The organism is Pantoea sp. X-Soil-ISGK-285, assembly GCF_059730815.1.
In genome coordinates this window covers 2,348,998-2,365,150 of the sequence record NZ_AP035938.1, presented here as the reverse complement: position 1 = coordinate 2,365,150, position 16,153 = coordinate 2,348,998, and the positions used below count along the sequence as shown (strand labels likewise).

Below are 16,153 nucleotides of genomic sequence, written 5' to 3'. Positions count from 1 at the left end.
ATTAAAAGACTGACTGAAAACGCGTCAGCTCAACCTGCACGGACTTCACCTGGGTGTAGCTCTGCAGCGTCATCAGGCCATTCTCACGGCCAATGCCGGAGTGCTTGTAACCCCCCACTGGCATCTCTGCGGCTGATTCGCCCCAGGTATTAATCCAGCAGATTCCTGCTTCGATCTGATGAATCACGCGGTGCGCCTTATTGAGATCCTGCGTCACCAGTCCGGCGGCCAGACCAAATTCGGTGTCATTGGCGCGGCGGATCACTTCATCTTCACTTTCGTAGCTCAGGATCGACATGACCGGTCCGAAGATCTCTTCACGCACAATCTTCATCTCATCACGGCAGTCGGTGAACACGGTTGGTGCAACCCAGGCACCCTGGTCGAAATCGCCACCGGTCAGACGTTTGCCGCCGCACAGTACGCGAGCGCCTTCAGCGATGCCGGATTCGATATAACGCATCACATTATCGCGATGGCTGAAGCTGACCAGCGGACCAAAGTTGGTCGCCGGGTCACGCAGATCGCCTGCCTGAATGCGGGCAACGCGTTCGCTGATTTTCGCCTCGAATGCGGCCTGCAGTTTTGCAGGAATAAAGACGCGGGTGCCGTTGGTGCAGACCTGACCGGAGCTGTAGAAGTTCGCCATCATGGCGATGTCGGCGGCCAGATCGAGATCGGCATCATCAAAGATGATCAGCGGTGATTTACCACCCAGTTCCATGGTGACCTCTTTCAGCGTTGAACCTGCTGCATTGGCCATCACTTTTTTGCCGCTGACGACGCCACCGGTAAAGGAGACTTTGTCGATGCCAGGATGCTCAGTGAGCAACTGACCGGTGACCGAACCGATGCCCGGCAGCACGTTGAATACGCCATCCGGCAGGCCCGCCTCGGTGTAAATTTCCGCCAGCTTCAGGGCAGTGAGCGGGGTCATTTCACTCGGTTTGAAAATCATCGCGTTACCCGCTGCCAGCGCAGGCGCGGATTTCCACAGGGCGATCTGAATCGGGTAGTTCCAGGCACCGATACCAGCTACCACGCCCAGCGGTTCGCGACGGGTGTAAACAAAGGAGGTTTCACGCAGTGGGATCTGCTGACCTTCCAGCGCCGGAACCAGACCGGCGTAATACTCCAGTACGTCTGCGCCGGTGACAATATCGACCGCTGAGGTTTCGCTGTAAGGCTTACCGGTATCGAGCATTTCCAGCTCTGCCAGCTCATCATTACGCTCACGCAGAATATCGACGGCGCGACGCAGGATGCGCGAGCGCTCCATGGCGGTCATCGCGGCCCAGACTTTCTGGCCTTTTCTGGCGGCAGCAACGGCGCGATTGACATCTTCCTGGCCGGCGGCATGAACCTCTGCCAGCACTTCGCCGTTGACCGGGTTAATCGTCTGGAACGTTTCGCCAGACGTTGCGGCAACATAAGCGCCATCGATGTAGAGTTTCTGCTCGGTGAATCGGGACATGTTTTCTCCTTCAGTTATTCGTGCTCGCCAGCCAGTTGCTGACGGATGAATTGGGTGGTCAGTGTGAGGGCGATGACCGGGTTAAATGGCTTACCGCTCAGCGCGGCGCGCAGCCACAGACCATCTATCAGGGCAGCCAGCCCGTGTGCGGCCAGACGTGCCTTCTCCAGCGGCAGTTCACGCCGGAATTCGACCACCAGCGTTGAGTAGAGCCGCCGGCTGCTGACCCGCTCCAGGCGATTAAGCTGGGGCTGATGCATGCTGCTCGACCAGAAGTCGAGCCAGGCTTTCATCACTGCCGTGTGCACCTGGGTATCATCAAAATTCCCCTCAACGATGGCACACAACCGCTGTTCTGCAGAGGCACCGGCCAGCGGTTCTAACCGCGACAGTACCGCCTCCCGCAGTTGACGCGTCACATCACGCATCGTGGCTTCCAGTAAGCCGTTCTTATCCTTGAAATAGTGACTGATGATGCCGGTGGATACCCCCGCCCGACGGGCGATCTGGGCGATAGTGGCATCATTAATGCCCACTTCATTAATCGTGCTCAGGGTCGCATCAATCAGTTGCCGACGACGTATCGGCTGCATCCCTACCTTTGGCATAGCTCCAGCTCCACCCTCAAATCGAGCCCCTATTTAAACTTTTTTTGATTGCACGTTCAATATAAAAAGAAACTTTGTTAGGATGCTGTTCTTTAAATGTAGCGAAAGCGAAACGGCAATGAGTGCTAAAATAGGCTGGTTTGCCTGAGCGATTAACAGGAAGTGACAGAACGAAACAGGGCCGCAAGGCCGGAAAGCCGTGGACGGCAAGACTTATCCATTGCGTATTTTCAGGACATTAACCAGAGGTAACCGATGAATAATCCACCTGCCGGTGAAAAAGACAGACTCAATCCCGTTGTATTTTATACCTCTGCCGGATTGATTCTGACGTTTTCACTTGTGACGATTCTCTACAGTGAACTGGCCGCGAGCTGGATCCTCAAGGCGGTAAACTGGGTTTCCGCCACCTTCGGCTGGTACTACATGCTGGCTGCCACGCTCTATATTGTTTTTGTGTTGTATATGGCCTGCTCACGCTTTGGTTCGATCAAGCTCGGGCCAGAGCACTCCAAACCCGAGTTCAGCGTCCTTAGCTGGTCTGCCATGCTGTTCGCCGCCGGGATCGGCATCGACCTGATGTTCTTCTCGGTCGCCGAGCCGGTGACGCAGTATATGCAGCCGCCGGAGGGGGCAGGGCAGACGATGGAAGCGGCCCGCCAGGCGATGGTCTGGACGCTGTTCCACTACGGACTGACCGGCTGGTCAATGTATGCGTTGATGGGCATCGCGCTGGGCTACTTCAGCTATCGCTATAACCTGCCGCTCACCATCCGTTCCGCGCTCTATCCTATCTTTGGTAAACGCATCTATGGCCCGATTGGCCACACCGTAGATATCGCCGCCGTGGTCGGCACCATCTTTGGTATCGCCACCACGCTCGGCATCGGGGTCGTGCAGCTTAACTATGGCCTCAAAGTGCTGTTTGATATCCCGGAAGGCCTGACCGCGCAGGCCGCGCTGATTGTCCTCTCCGTGGTGATCGCCACCATTTCTGTCACGTCGGGCGTCGATAAAGGGATCCGTATTCTCTCTGAGCTGAACGTGGTGATGGCGCTGGGCCTGATTCTGTTTGTGCTGTTCTTCGGCAACACCGAGTTCCTGCTGAATGCGCTGGTGCTGAACGTCGGGGATTACATCAATCGCTTCATGGGCATGACGCTCAATACCTTTGCCTTTGATCGTCCGACCCAGTGGATGAACAGCTGGACGCTCTTCTTCTGGGCGTGGTGGGTGGCCTGGTCGCCATTTGTCGGCCTGTTCCTGGCGCGTATTTCGCGCGGTCGTACCATCCGCGAGTTCGTGCTGGGCACGCTGATTATTCCGTTCACCTTTACGCTGTTGTGGCTGTCAGTGTTCGGTAATGCCGCGCTGTATCAGATCATCCACGGCAATACGGAGTTTGCGCAGGAAGTGATGAACCATGCGGAGCGCGGCTTCTACAGCCTGCTGGCGCAGTATCCGGCGTTTAAACTCAGCGCCTCGGTCGCGACGATCACCGGTATGCTGTTCTACGTCACCTCGGCGGATTCCGGCTCGCTGGTGCTGGGTAACTTCACCTCGCGACTGAAAGACATCAACAGTGATGCACCGAACTGGCTGCGTATCTTCTGGTCTGTGGCGATTGGGGTACTGACCCTGAGCATGCTGATGACCAACGGTATCACTGCCTTGCAGAACACCACGGTGATCATGGGGCTGCCGTTCAGCTTTGTTATCTTCTTTGTCATGGCGGGGCTGTTTAAATCCCTGAAGATTGAAGATCACCGTCGGGCCAGCGCCACGCGCGACACCGCGCCCTATCTGGCTCATGCGACCGATCGCCTGACCTGGAAGAAGCGTCTGTCGCGCCTGATGAACTACCCTGGCTCGCGTTATACCCAGCAGATGATGGAAAAAACCATCTATCCGGCGATGCAGGAAGTGGCGAAAGAGCTGGAGCTGCGGGATGGCCGGGTCACGCTGGAGAGCGTTGAGGCGGATGAAAGCAATCCGATTGGCTATCTGGATCTGCGCGTCCATCTGGGCGAGGAGCAGGACTTTATCTATCAGGTCTGGCCGCAGCAATATTCGATTCCGGGCTTTACCTATCGCGCTCGCAGCGGTAAGTCGACCTACTACCGGCTGGAAACCTTCCTGATGGAAGGCAGCCAGGGTAACGACTTAATGGATTACAGCAAAGAGCAGGTGATCATCGACATACTGGATCAGTATGAGCGACACCTGAACTTCATCCATCTCAACCGTGAAGCGCCGGGCAGCAACATCAGCTTCCCAAGCGCTTAAATCAGGGCCCGTCAGTAAGCAATTGCTGGCGGGCTTTTTTTTCGCTACCGTCGTCATGAACAATACCGCTTCACCTGCCGAAATCGACTATCTTTAGGGCTTTGCTGGCCTGATGCCTGAAAAGCGTAGACAGGGAGTCATATGGGAAAAATATTCAGTACGTTTCTGCCGCTCTATACCACTACGCTTCTGATGCTCCTGGGTTCCGGTTTACTGACTACCTACGTCTCGTTACGGCTGGCCAGTGAGCAGGTTAATGGTGCGCTGATCGGCGCGATTATTGCGGCCAACTACATCGGGCTGGTGATTGGCGGCAAGGTGGGGCACAACCTGATTGCCCGCGTCGGCCATATCCGTGCCTACGTGGCCTGTGCCGGGATCATTACCGCCTCGGTTGTAGGTCACGGGCTGACAGACTTTATTCCGCTGTGGGTCTTTCTGCGTCTGATTATCGGGCTCTGCATGATGTGCCAGTACATGGTGCTGGAGAGCTGGCTCAACGATCAGGCGGAATCTTCCCAGCGCGGCATGATTTTCGGCCTCTATATGGTCGCCACCTACCTTGGACTCAGTGGCGGACAGGTGATACTGAGCCTGCAATCGGGGTTTGGGGTGAGCACGCTGCTGATTGTGGCGCTCTGTTTCGCGCTCTGTCTGGTGCCGATTGCACTGACCACCCGCACTCACGTCCGGCCCATGACACCGGCGCCGATGGAGCTGGGCTATTTTATCCGCACTATTCCCAAACTGCTCGGCACCACCCTGGTGACCGGCATGGCCATTGGCGCGTTCTATGGCCTGGCACCGGTTTATGGCAGCAGCAAAGGCTTCACCACCAGCCAGACCGGTTATTTTATGAGTCTCACGATTTTTGCCGGGCTGGTGTCGCAGTTTCCGCTAAGCTGGCTCTCTGACCGCTACGACCGCCAGCGGCTGTTATTCATTATTGCCATGCTCTTTGCCGTGGCCTGCGTGCCGCTGGTGGTGCTGCCGCATCTGACCTTCCACTGGATGATTGGTATCGCCTTTGCCGCCAGCATGATGCAGTTTGCGCTCTATCCATTGCAGGTGGCGCTGGCCAACGATCAGGTCGCCGCCGATCGCCGTGTCTCGTTAACCGCCTGTCTGCTGATGGCGTTTGGTATTGGCGCCAGTATCGGCCCGCTAGTGGTCGGTGCGCTGATGCAGCCGCTGGGCAGCAATATGCTCTATCTCTTCTTTATGCTCTGTGCGCTGGTGATTGGCGGACTGAGTTATGTGCGTGCGCCGGGTCCGCTTCCGACGACCGAAGTACCGTTGCCGCATGTGGTGATGCCTGACAGTCTGGCGACCTCGCCATTGGGTGCCGCGCTGATCCCGACGCTGGAAGAGGAGGTGATTCATGCGTCGATGGGCGGTCAGGAGCCGGAAGAGGAGAGTGCTGAGTTCGATGACACAGCTGACGAAGAGGATTTGCCCGATGACCTTCCTGAGGATCAGCGGGACAAATAGCAGCGGCAAAGCACCGCTGACTGCACCGTTAAAGCAGGATGTCCGTATCTGACACACTCTTGTCCGGTTGCTGGCTCGACATTCGGGTCAGCAACCTCGAAGCTGGCGCATACCGCTTTTTTGAGGAGTCACACCATGCTGGAACTTCGCCCCAATTGTGAACGCTGCGACGTTGATCTGCCGCCATCTTCTCTGGCGGCACGCATCTGCTCGTTTGAATGCACGTTCTGCGCTGACTGTGCTGAACATCTCACTCATCTTTGCCCCAACTGCGGCGGTGAGCTGGTGCGCCGCCCGGTGCGTCCGGCAGAGAAACTGCAGAAATATCCGGCTAAAATGCGTAGCTGATCCCAAATTACTACAGATATGGTGGGGGCAGAATAGCCTGGCGCGCCTGATCGCATTATGATGTATTTCGTCCCTGACAGAGCTACCACCTTTACTGAGTGCCGGAGATAAGCGCCGGGAGGGACGCACCTTTCACCTCTCTTTAATCGCCTGGCCCGACCTCATTGTTCCCTTGTTCCCTTGTTCCCTTGTTCCCTTTCAGCCAGCCTCCTTTGCATTCTGCTTTCCAGCGCGTCACGCCAGTACAGGGTCAGCACTGACTATACTCTGAAGATGTTTTCAGCAGACAAAGGCCGGGTGCAGCGATGTATTACCAATCCCTGAATGGCGCAGCGTGGCGACGGATCTGGGTGGTCGGCGATCTGCATGGCTGCCGCTGCGAACTGGATGCGCTGTTGCAGCAGCATCAGTTTGACCCGCAGCTGGACTTACTGATTTCGGTGGGTGACATCATCGATCGCGGTCCCGACAGCCTGGGTTGTCTGGCGCTGCTGGAGGAGCCCTGGTTTCGCTGCGTGCGGGGGAATCATGAGGAGATGGCGCTATCAGCATTACAGGGGCAGGAAATGGCGCTCTGGCAGATGAACGGTGGCGACTGGTTCTTTCGGCTGCGTGGTGCAGCGTTGATTGCGGCGCGTCACGCGTTGCAGCGTTGCCGTGAGCTGCCGCTGATTCTCCATCTGCAACTCGATGAGCGAATTATTGTGATTGCTCATGCTGATTATCCGGCCCGGGAATATGCGTTGAATAAGCCACTCGACTGGCAGCAGGTGGTCTGGAGCCGTCAGCGGCTGGAGGCGATGGAGTCAGGCGAACGGGCGGGCATCCGTGGCGCAGACGCCTTTTACTTCGGACATACGCCGCTGAAACAGTCGCTGACGATTGCCAATCTGCATTACATCGATACCGGCGCAGTGTTTGGCAATCATCTGACGATGCTGCAAATAAAGTGACTCAGCGAAACAGGCGTCCGTCGCGCACCAGCTCCCGCGGATAGCTGTTCTTGATACGGCTGCCGACTTTTTTAGCCAGCCCCAGCGGCTGCTGCTGATAAGTGACAATCATCTCATTACGGGTAGGTTCCGTTTCCGGGTAGATATCCCGGCCGCGATACCACTCTTCCGCCTCTGCTGCGGTGAGCTCAAAAGTCTGCGCCGCATCCGGTTTTGCCAGCGCAATCACCGCTTCATGCTGCCAGCGATAGCCTTTAGCAAAGGTTTCTGCCAGCTTCAGGCCGATGCGCGAGAACCGCACTTTGCCCAGCAGCGGAGTAACGGCCTTCGGGAACAGCCAGATCTCTTTATCACGCTGCCACAGTTCCAGCGACGCATCCCATTTAAGAGAGACAGCGGCGGCGGCCTGGGCTATCTCACTTTCCAGCTTGCGGCTGAGGTGGGAGAAGGGCAGTTTACCCACTTTGTAGCCCGGCAGCGGTAAGGGTTCGACCGACGCGGTTTTACGCAGCCGGGCAACGAAAAAGCCTTCGCTGTCGAACATCTGCGGGAAGACATGCAGATAGCCCTCGGGCGTCGCGGCCTGTCGGGCACCCTCAAACAGCCCATCGAGCGCTACAACCTCAACAGCGTCCGGATAGCGCTCCAGCAGCCAGACAATGACCTGCTGATTCTCAATCTGATTCAGGGTGCAGGTGGAGTAAACCAGCGTGCCGCCGGGTTTGAGGGCGTGGAAGGCACTGTCGAGCAGATCGCGCTGGGTCGCGGCGATCTTATGCGTACTTGCCAGCGACCAGTTTTTCAGCGCATCAGCATCTTTGCGAATCACCCCTTCGCCGGAGCAGGGAGCGTCGAGCAGGATGGCGTCGAACTGTTCCGGCAGGGCTGGCCCGAAGACCCGCGCGTCAAAGTGCGTTAAGGCACTGTTGCTGACGCCGCAGCGGCTGATATTGGCGTGCAATACTTTTACCCGGCTGGAGGAGAATTCGTTAGCCAGGATAACGCCCTGATTGCCCATCCGCGCAGCAATCTGGGTCGTTTTAGAACCCGGTGCCGCCGCCATATCCATCACGGCGCTGACCTCTGGCTGAGCATCAAACAGGGCAGTGACCGGCAGCATGGAGCTGGCCTCCTGAATGTAGAACAGGCCACTGAGATGCTCAGCCACGCTGCCCAGCGGCAGGCTCTCATCTTCCCGACTGATCCAGAATCCCTCTTCGCACCACGGCACCGGCGTCAGCTGCCAGTCATAACGCGCGGTCTGACTCAGAAAGTCAGCCACGCTGATCTTCAGGGTATTGACGCGAATACTGCGGCGCAGGGGTTGCTGACTATACGCAATAAATTGCGCGAGGCTCGCCTCATCGGGCAGGCTCTGGCGCATTAACGAGAGAAAATCGGCGGGGAAAAGCGAAGAAGCATCTGACACGGGCACATTCCAGTTAAGGCAAAGGCGGCAGTGTATCATGAGGAAAGGAAACGGGCAGCCAGGCTGCCCGTTTGAGATAGCCTTTAGCGCGGAGACGGGATCGCCGTTCCCCAGTTACGCCAATCTTTCGGCGCTTCATCCTGCAGCAGGAAGTGTTTATCCGGATTCGCCTGTGGCGCCAGCGGCACCGTCGGCGGCGTCGCAAACTGAATGCCACCGCGAATAAACTGCTGGAAGGTCCCGGTTTTCACTACGCCACCCACCAGACCGAAGTCCAGGTTATAGCCGGATGCCAGCCAGAACACCGAGTTATTACGCACCAGATGCTGGTACTTCTTACTGATGCGCAGGGCGATCTGCACACGATCCGCCATATTACCCAGTGAAGTGCCGGTCACGGTACCCACTTCCACACCACGGAACAGCACCGGCGTACCCAGCGACAGTGAACCGGCCTCAGTGGCATCAACATAAATGTTCAGGCCATTAAGGTAGCGGGAGTCGGTAATGGTGCTCTCCTGCAGCTCAAACGTGCGCGCGGCGCCACCTTTACCGGGATCCACGTTGACGTAAGGCTGCAACAGGGTTTCCAGATGATTCACGCCGGTAGCGGAAATCTCCGGTGAAACCACCGAGAAACGGCTGCCGAGACGGGCGAAATCGTTGACATACTCCGGATAGAGTACCGCTTTCGCTACCACCTGATTGTTATCTTTGCTTAACGACAGTGACTCCACCTGGCCGACATTAATACCCAGGTAACGAATCGGCATCCCGGCAGAGAGCTTGCTGGCGTCATAGGTGTGCAGCGTAATCTGGCTACCCACCGCGCGGGCGGCGGTTTCAGACGGATAGAGGACGCGTTTGGCCCCTTTGGCCGACTGTGCTCCACTCATATTGTCGAAACTGATCGCGCCTTTCAGTGCGCGGTTAAGCGGCGATGCCTGCACCGTCAGGCCGCTGCCGTTAAGGCTGACGCGTGCGCCACCCTCCGCCCAGAACACGCTTTCGCTGGTCAGCAGCTTGCGATATTCCGGCTGAATATGTACCGCAATATCAAACGCGTCAGCGCGCGGCGTGACTTTGACGATCTCACCCACCTGAAATTTGCGGTAAAGCACGACAGAGCCGGCCTGCACGTCAGGCAGACTGTTGGCGGTCAGCATCAGCGTGGTAGAAGGGCCATCGCCGGTAATGCCTTCTTCCGCTTTTTCAGCATCGGCAAACAGCGGATAGGCACTTTTTGGCTCACCCTTTTTGCCCGGATCCAGCCGGATACCGCCATCCACCCATTCACGGGCGCTGGCACCTAATACCTGCATGCCATCAAGGCCGAACTTCACATCCAGTCGACTGTTGACGATAAATTTGCTGTCGCCATGCACCAGATTGCGATTTTCAGGATTGACCGCTACCACGAAATTCACGCCATTTTCATCCAGCGTACGCGACATCACCTGACCAATCTGCATGCCGTGCAGCATCAGCGGCTGGCCCTGATCGATACCATAGCTCTCTGGCGCGCTGAGTTTTACCGTCAGTACATTGGGCTTCTGCAGCAGAGTCTCATTGGACGCCAGCACGGTGTAGTGCTGCTGCGGCTCGCCTTCGCCCGGCACCAGTTCCAGCGTGTTGCCGGTCAGCAGCGCGCTAAGGCTTGTATCCGTCAGGCTGATTTTCGGACTGTGCATCTCAATGCGGGTGCCGCTGCGCATCAGACCGACAACAGAGGGATCGATCGTCAGCTCGCCGGTGACCTTGCCGCCATCCTGCAGGTTCAGTTTGGTCAGCGTGCCGACCTCCAGTCCCTGATACATCAGCGGGGTGCTGCCCGCCTTGAGATTGTTGCCGTTAGGCAGATCCAGTGTGATCTGCACGCCGCGCTGACTATGTGCCAGATCGGGATAGAGCCGGTAATTCTGCTCAGCTTTGGCCGTTTCCGCACCCTGTGGCGAGTCAAACGCGATCGCGCCATTGACCAGCGCCGCCAGACTCTCCAGCTGCACTTTAGCCCCGCTCAGGCTGACGTCAGCATTCATGCCTGACACATTCCAGAAACGGCTGTTGGTTTTCACCAGATTGATAAAGCGACGGTCAATCAGCACATCAATCGACACGCCATCGGATTTGCTGTTAATGCTGTAGTCATAGACCCGGCCAACCGGAATTTTGCGGTAATAGACCAGCGAGCCGGTGTTGAGCGAGCCGAGATCGGGCGCATGCAGATGGATCATCAATTCGCCGGTATTCACCCGATACTTGGGCTGCGTATCCAGCGCGGTGAACGACTCGCTGGGTTTACCTTTACCCGGCATCATCCCGATGTAGTTACCACCGACCAGCGCATCCAGCCCCGACACACCCGCCAGCGAGGCTTTAGGCGTCACCAGCCAGAACTGCGTATCTTCACGCAGCGCATCGCGCATGTCGCTCTTGATGCTGGCTTTAATCTGAATGCTGCGATAATCATCACTGAGATTAATGCCCTGCACGGTGCCCACTTCCACGCCCTGATAGCGGATCGGGGTGCGACCCGGCACGATACCATCCGCCGTCTGGAAATTGATGGTGATGGTGGTGCCGCGCTCCTGATAATTGGTCCAGAGCAGCCAGCAGGCGATCAGCATCGCAATAATCGGCAGCAGCCAGAAGGGCGAAATTTTGCGCTTATTGCGCAGCGTTGCGTTAGTCGGTGTAGTCGGCGTTTCCTGTTGCATGTGCATCCCAGAGCAGGCGGCTGTCCAGCCACTCAACAGACATAATGGTCAGGATGACGGCCGCGCCAAAAAACAGCGCCGCCGGTCCCATGGTAAAAGCCAGCAGCTGATCACGGTTGACCAGCGACATGGTTAACGAAATGACAAACAGATCGAGCATTGACCAGCGGCCAACCCAGGTGACAAACCGCAGCAAGCGGATGCGGGTTCTCAGCCCCTGTTCACAGCGAAAATGAATGCTGAGCAGCAGAGTCAGCATCACCAGCACCTTGATAAACGGCACCAGAATACTGGCGATAAAAACAATCGCCGCCACCGGAATATTGCCTTCGCCCAGCCCCAGGATACCGGAGAAGATGGTGTCCTCACGCCGTGAGCCATTAAGATAGACCACGGAGATCGGCATCAGATTTGCGGGGATCAACAGCACAATCGATGCGATGAGCGCGGCCCAGGATTTCTGCAGGCTGTGGCGGCGTCGGAAGTCGAGCGGCGTGTGGCAGCGCGGGCAGCGGCCCCGTTCATCGGGTATGCTGGTGTTGTGACAGTTCAGGCAGACCTGCATATCGTCACGGGCCATATTGCCAGGCGTCTGTGGGTAGAAATGCTCCCACAGCTGCTCCATATTCAGATGGATCAGTGTCAGCACGCTCAGCACTGTCAGGGCGATGTAAGCCGCCAGCCCGTAGCCAATCTCCAGCGAAGCATAGTCCTGCACTTTAATTGACGCCACGGCGATGCCGATCAGATAGATATCGAGCATCACCCACTCTTTCAGCTTCTCCAGCATCAGCAGCACGGGACGCAGGTTCATGCCCAGCCGGTGGCCGATACCGAGATAACAGATACCCGCCACCAGCGTCACCGGCGCGCCGATGGTGCAGAACGCCACCATTGAGGCCGTCAGTACATCACCCTGCTGGGTCATCTGGATGATGCCTTCCAGTACGCTGGCATTGATGCGCATGCCAAGCAGCCGGATATCTACCAGCGGCAGGGAAAAAGCAAAGGGCATTAACACAATCATGGTGGCGGCCATCGCCATAAGACGGGTCATCGGCCAGTCGCGACCACTGAGAATTTCGGCGTTACAGCGTGGGCAATGTGCCGACTGATGCGATTTCACATCCGGTAAGGAAAAAAGGGTATCGCATTGCGGGCAACGCTGATAACGTGCGTGAGGCAATGTCTGGCTGATAGCGTGAATTTTCATAGGGTGATGCAATCTTCGCTCTTCAGAAGTAACAGATATCGGTCATAAAGACATTGTCTGTGTGCCTGTCTCGGGCATCACGCTTCGATCCACAGAATGCTAAGGGTATAGCAACTAACGCTATGATTCACCTTGTGGCTCTGGATATTTAAAACTTATTTTTAACGAACGGTCTTTAATGCCCCGTTCAGATGTCATTGGTAACGGTTAAATAATGAACAAAACTGCCTTTTACGCCGATTTGAATCGCGATATGCGCGCCTTACTGGCGGGAGAAACGGCGTTCCTCGCCGCGATGGGAAACTTTAGCGCGCTGCTGTACGAACGTCTCGATGGCGTGAACTGGGCTGGTTTCTACCTGCTGACGGAAGCGGATACGCTGGTGCTGGGCCCGTTCCAGGGCAAAATCGCCTGTGTGCGCATTCCGGTCGGTAAAGGTGTGTGTGGCACGGCGCTGGCAGAAGAAAAAGTGCAACGCGTAGATGATGTGCATGCCTTCCCGGGCCACATCGCCTGTGACGCTGCCAGCAATGCTGAGATTGTGATTCCTCTGAAAGTGAATGGCACTGTGGTTGGGGTGCTGGACATCGACAGCGTGGCGTACAATCGCTTTGACAGCGACGACGAATCGGGGCTGGTCACACTGACTGATGGGCTTTGTGAAGTGCTTGCGAACAGCGACTTAGAAAAATATCTGCAGCTGACGCGCAGCTAATCGACTGGATCACATGGCATTTAGCGATGTTGTCATTATAATGTCGCCTGTTCATGCCTGCGCTGGTCGGCAAACCCGTTGTAATCAGGAAATTTCATGGAAAATCAACCTAAGTTGAATAGCAGTAAAGAAGTCATCACTTTTCTGGCGGAGCGCTTTCCGAACTGCTTTAGCGCTGAAGGTGAAGCGCGTCCGCTCAAAATCGGTATCTTTCAGGATCTGGTCGAGCGTGTTCAGGGCGAAATGGGTCTGAGCAAAACACAGCTGCGTTCCGCGCTGCGTCTCTATACGTCAAGCTGGCGTTATCTGTACGGCATCAAAGCCGGTGCTATCCGTGTCGATCTCGACGGTAACGCCTGTGGCGTGCTGGATGAGCAACACGTTGAGCATGCACGTAAGCAGCTGGAAGAAGCGAAAGCACGCGTCCAGGCGCAGCGTGACCAGCAGCGCGCCGCGCGTCGTGAAGCAGGCGAAAGCGAAGAGGGCGCGGCACCGCGTCGTCCACGCAAGCCCGCGGCACGTAAGCCTGCAGAAGGCGAAGCCGCGCGTAAACCGCGTCCGCAGACCACTGCACCGCGTGCGACCGCCTCACAGCATCGCAAGCCAGCCCCACGTCCGGAGCAGGAAGCCCGACCCATCACTGATACCTCAACTTTGCAACCCGGCCAGAGTATTAAAGTTAAAGCAGGCAAAAGTGCGATGGACGCTACCGTTCTTGAAGTATCAAAAGACGGCGTTCGGGTCCAGCTCGCTTCCGGCATGGCAATGATTGTGCGCGCAGAACACTTGCAGTTCTGAAACGGAGGCTAACCCCGGCATGAACACCCTTTTTAAAGTTGGACTTATTGCGGGCCTGCTATTAGCAGGCCCAACCTTCGGCGCGGAGAACATTACCCGCGCCGATCAGATTCCCCAGCTTCACGAAGATCCGCAGGATCCGACGGTCAGTGAGCGCGTAACCTCGCGCTTTACCCGTTCCCACTATCGCCAGTTCGACCTGGATCAGAACTTTTCAGCGAAAATTTTTGATCGCTATCTGAACATGCTCGACTACAGCCACAACGTGCTGCTGGCGTCAGATGTGGCGCAGTTTGCCAGCAAAAAAACCACCGTCGGCGATGAGCTGCGCAGTGGCAAGCTGGATCTCTTTTACGATATTTATAATCTGGCGCAGAAACGCCGTTTTGAGCGCTATCAATATGCGCTGACGGTGCTGGCTCGTCCGATGAATTTCAGCGGCAATGACACTATCGACATTGACCGCGCGAAAGCACCCTGGCCGAAAGATCAGTCTGAACTGAATGCGCTGTGGGATGCCAAGGTCAAATATGATCAGTTGAGTCTGAAGCTGGCGGGCAAAGATGATAACGAGATCCGCGACGTTCTGACCAAGCGTTACAACTTCGCTATTCGTCGTCTGGCCCAGAGCAACGGTGAAGATGTTTTCCAACTGGTGATGAACGCTTTTGCCCGCGAAATCGATCCGCACACCAGCTATCTGTCGCCGCGTAACACCGAGCAGTTCAACACCGAAATGAGCCTGTCACTGGAAGGCATCGGTGCGGTTCTGCAGATGGATGACGACTATACGGTGATCAACTCGATGGTCGCAGGCGGCCCGGCCGCGAAAAGCAAAGCCATTACCGTTGGCGATCGCATCGTCGGTGTGGGTCAGCCAGGCAAGCCGATGGAAGATGTGATCGGCTGGCGTCTGGATGATGTCGTGGCAAAAATTAAAGGACCTAAGGGCAGCAAAGTGCGCCTGGAAGTTCTGCCAGCCGGTAAGGGCACCAAAACCCGTACTGTGACGCTGACGCGTGAGAAAATCCGTCTGGAAGATCGCGCGGTTAAATTGACCATCAAAAATGTCGGCAAGCAGAAAGTGGGCGTGCTCGATATTCCTGGTTTCTATGTCGGCCTCACCGACGACGTGAAAGTACAGCTGCAGAAACTGCAGAAACAGAACGTCGACAGTGTGGTAATCGATCTGCGTACTAACGGCGGCGGCGCGCTGACCGAAGCAGTCTCGCTTTCCGGTCTGTTTATTCCGAGTGGTCCGGTGGTTCAGGTACGCGACAACAATGGTCGGATTCGTGAAGACAGCGATAACGACGGCGTTGTCTACTACAAAGGACCGCTTGTGGTGCTGGTCGATCGCTTCAGCGCCTCAGCTTCTGAGATCTTTGCTGCCGCGATGCAGGATTACGGTCGCGCGGTGATTGTTGGCGAGCCAACCTTTGGTAAAGGCACCGTTCAGCAGTATCGCTCCCTGAACCGCATCTACGATCAGATGCTGCGTCCGGAGTGGCCTGCGTTAGGCTCCGTTTCTTACACTATTCAGAAGTTCTATCGCATTAACGGCGGCAGTACACAGCGTAAAGGCGTTACGCCGGATCTGCTGATGCCAACCGGCGTTGAAGCGGCTGAAACCGGTGAGAAATTTGAAGATAACGCACTGCCGTGGGACAGCATCAAAGCGGCGACCTATGTCAAAACTGGTGATGTGAAACCGCTGGTAGTGCAACTGACTAAGCAGCATGCTGACCGCATCGCTCAGGATCGCGAGTTCCAGTACATCATGAAGGACATTGCCCGTTACAATGCCCTGAAAGATAAGCGCAACATCGTGTCGCTTAATCTTGCCCAGCGCGAGAAAGAGAATCACGAAGATGATGCGTCTCGTCTGGAGCGGATCAATGCGCGCTATCAGGCCGAAGGCAAAAAACCGCTGAAAAACCTGGATGAGTTGCCGAAAGATTATAAAGAGCCGGATCCCTATCTTGATGAGACGGTGAAGATCGCTAACGATCTTGCGCAGCTGGAGAAATCCCAGCCAGAGGCGCCAGCGGCTAAATAATCCGCTGTTGCCAGAAAAAGCACCGCTCAGCGGTGCTTTTTTTTGTACTCAGAAAAGTTTCC

The 16,153-nt window shown here is 56.3% G+C and carries 12 protein-coding genes; 7 read left to right on the top strand and 5 right to left on the bottom strand.

Annotated elements, in window-relative coordinates:
* Position 1: 1 nt before the first annotated feature.
* Positions 2-1,474, bottom strand: coding sequence for a betaine-aldehyde dehydrogenase (gene betB / locus AC6I8B_RS11295; protein WP_157352378.1), 1,473 nt, complete (start codon positions 1,472-1,474; stop codon positions 2-4).
* A 14-nt stretch (positions 1,475-1,488) separates the two neighbouring features.
* On the bottom strand, positions 1,489-2,082 hold the full coding sequence (gene betI / locus AC6I8B_RS11290; RefSeq protein WP_010258750.1) for a transcriptional regulator BetI: 594 nt from the start codon (positions 2,080-2,082) through the stop codon (positions 1,489-1,491).
* A 255-nt stretch (positions 2,083-2,337) separates the two neighbouring features.
* Between betI and AC6I8B_RS11285 the strand changes: the two genes are divergently transcribed.
* The 4 genes from AC6I8B_RS11285 (at position 2,338) to AC6I8B_RS11270 (ending at position 7,160) form a co-directional block, all read left to right on the top strand.
* Positions 2,338-4,368, top strand: a complete 2,031-nt coding sequence (locus AC6I8B_RS11285) for a choline transporter (RefSeq protein WP_010258753.1) — start codon at positions 2,338-2,340, stop codon at positions 4,366-4,368.
* A gap of 141 nt (positions 4,369-4,509) precedes the next feature.
* Positions 4,510-5,859 carry an MFS transporter gene (locus tag AC6I8B_RS11280; protein WP_010670774.1) on the top strand — a complete coding sequence of 450 codons (1,350 nt, stop codon included), beginning with the start codon at positions 4,510-4,512 and terminating at the stop codon, positions 5,857-5,859.
* 135 nt (positions 5,860-5,994) lie between these two features.
* Positions 5,995-6,207 carry a DUF1272 domain-containing protein gene (locus tag AC6I8B_RS11275; RefSeq protein ID WP_010258758.1) on the top strand — a complete coding sequence of 71 codons (213 nt, stop codon included), beginning with the start codon at positions 5,995-5,997 and terminating at the stop codon, positions 6,205-6,207.
* A 305-nt stretch (positions 6,208-6,512) separates the two neighbouring features.
* Entirely contained in the window at positions 6,513-7,160 is a 648-nt protein-coding gene (locus AC6I8B_RS11270; protein ID WP_157352374.1) for a metallophosphoesterase, read from the top strand.
* A gap of 1 nt (position 7,161) precedes the next feature.
* Here the strand turns inward: AC6I8B_RS11270 and rsmF are convergent, their stop codons facing one another.
* The 3 genes from rsmF to yebS all read right to left on the bottom strand — a co-directional run bounded on the left by rsmF (position 7,162) and on the right by yebS (position 12,519).
* Positions 7,162-8,589, bottom strand: coding sequence for a 16S rRNA (cytosine(1407)-C(5))-methyltransferase RsmF (gene rsmF / locus AC6I8B_RS11265; protein ID WP_332837842.1), 1,428 nt, complete (start codon positions 8,587-8,589; stop codon positions 7,162-7,164).
* Positions 8,590-8,672: 83 nt separating this feature from the next.
* The gene (locus tag AC6I8B_RS11260; RefSeq protein WP_010258767.1) at positions 8,673-11,306 is read right to left on the bottom strand and encodes a PqiB family protein; all 2,634 of its coding nucleotides are present in this window, start codon (positions 11,304-11,306) and stop codon (positions 8,673-8,675) included.
* Entirely contained in the window at positions 11,275-12,519 is a 1,245-nt protein-coding gene (gene yebS / locus AC6I8B_RS11255; protein WP_022625536.1) for a membrane integrity lipid transport subunit YebS, read from the bottom strand. The genes AC6I8B_RS11260 and yebS overlap by 32 nt, the downstream gene beginning before the upstream one ends.
* 214 nt (positions 12,520-12,733) lie before the next feature.
* Here yebS and AC6I8B_RS11250 point away from each other — a divergent pair, with 214 nt between their 5' ends.
* The 3 genes from AC6I8B_RS11250 to prc all read left to right on the top strand — a co-directional run bounded on the left by AC6I8B_RS11250 (position 12,734) and on the right by prc (position 16,091).
* The gene (locus AC6I8B_RS11250) at positions 12,734-13,234 is read left to right on the top strand and encodes a GAF domain-containing protein (RefSeq protein ID WP_010258773.1); all 501 of its coding nucleotides are present in this window, start codon (positions 12,734-12,736) and stop codon (positions 13,232-13,234) included.
* Positions 13,235-13,330: 96 nt separating this feature from the next.
* Positions 13,331-14,032: an RNA chaperone ProQ gene (proQ, locus tag AC6I8B_RS11245; protein WP_497817436.1), complete on the top strand. Its 702-nt coding sequence runs from the start codon at positions 13,331-13,333 to the stop codon at positions 14,030-14,032.
* 19 nt (positions 14,033-14,051) lie between these two features.
* Complete coding sequence (gene prc / locus AC6I8B_RS11240; RefSeq protein ID WP_031591391.1) at positions 14,052-16,091, top strand: carboxy terminal-processing peptidase; 2,040 nt, start codon at positions 14,052-14,054, stop codon at positions 16,089-16,091.
* Positions 16,092-16,153 lie beyond the last annotated feature (62 nt).

What these genes read in the sequence shown, in the direction of transcription:
- betB (WP_157352378.1), bottom strand. Translation starts at nt 1,474, where the DNA reads ATGTCCCGATTCACCGAGCAGAAACTCTACATCGATGGCGCTTATGTT.
- betI (WP_010258750.1), bottom strand. Translation starts at nt 2,082, where the DNA reads ATGCCAAAGGTAGGGATGCAGCCGATACGTCGTCGGCAACTGATTGAT.
- AC6I8B_RS11285 (WP_010258753.1), top strand. Translation starts at nt 2,338, where the DNA reads ATGAATAATCCACCTGCCGGTGAAAAAGACAGACTCAATCCCGTTGTA.
- AC6I8B_RS11280 (WP_010670774.1), top strand. Translation starts at nt 4,510, where the DNA reads ATGGGAAAAATATTCAGTACGTTTCTGCCGCTCTATACCACTACGCTT.
- AC6I8B_RS11275 (WP_010258758.1), top strand. Translation starts at nt 5,995, where the DNA reads ATGCTGGAACTTCGCCCCAATTGTGAACGCTGCGACGTTGATCTGCCG.
- AC6I8B_RS11270 (WP_157352374.1), top strand. Translation starts at nt 6,513, where the DNA reads ATGTATTACCAATCCCTGAATGGCGCAGCGTGGCGACGGATCTGGGTG.
- AC6I8B_RS11260 (WP_010258767.1), bottom strand. Translation starts at nt 11,306, where the DNA reads ATGCAACAGGAAACGCCGACTACACCGACTAACGCAACGCTGCGCAAT.
- yebS (WP_022625536.1), bottom strand. Translation starts at nt 12,519, where the DNA reads ATGAAAATTCACGCTATCAGCCAGACATTGCCTCACGCACGTTATCAG.
- AC6I8B_RS11250 (WP_010258773.1), top strand. Translation starts at nt 12,734, where the DNA reads ATGAACAAAACTGCCTTTTACGCCGATTTGAATCGCGATATGCGCGCC.
- proQ (WP_497817436.1), top strand. Translation starts at nt 13,331, where the DNA reads ATGGAAAATCAACCTAAGTTGAATAGCAGTAAAGAAGTCATCACTTTT.
- prc (WP_031591391.1), top strand. Translation starts at nt 14,052, where the DNA reads ATGAACACCCTTTTTAAAGTTGGACTTATTGCGGGCCTGCTATTAGCA.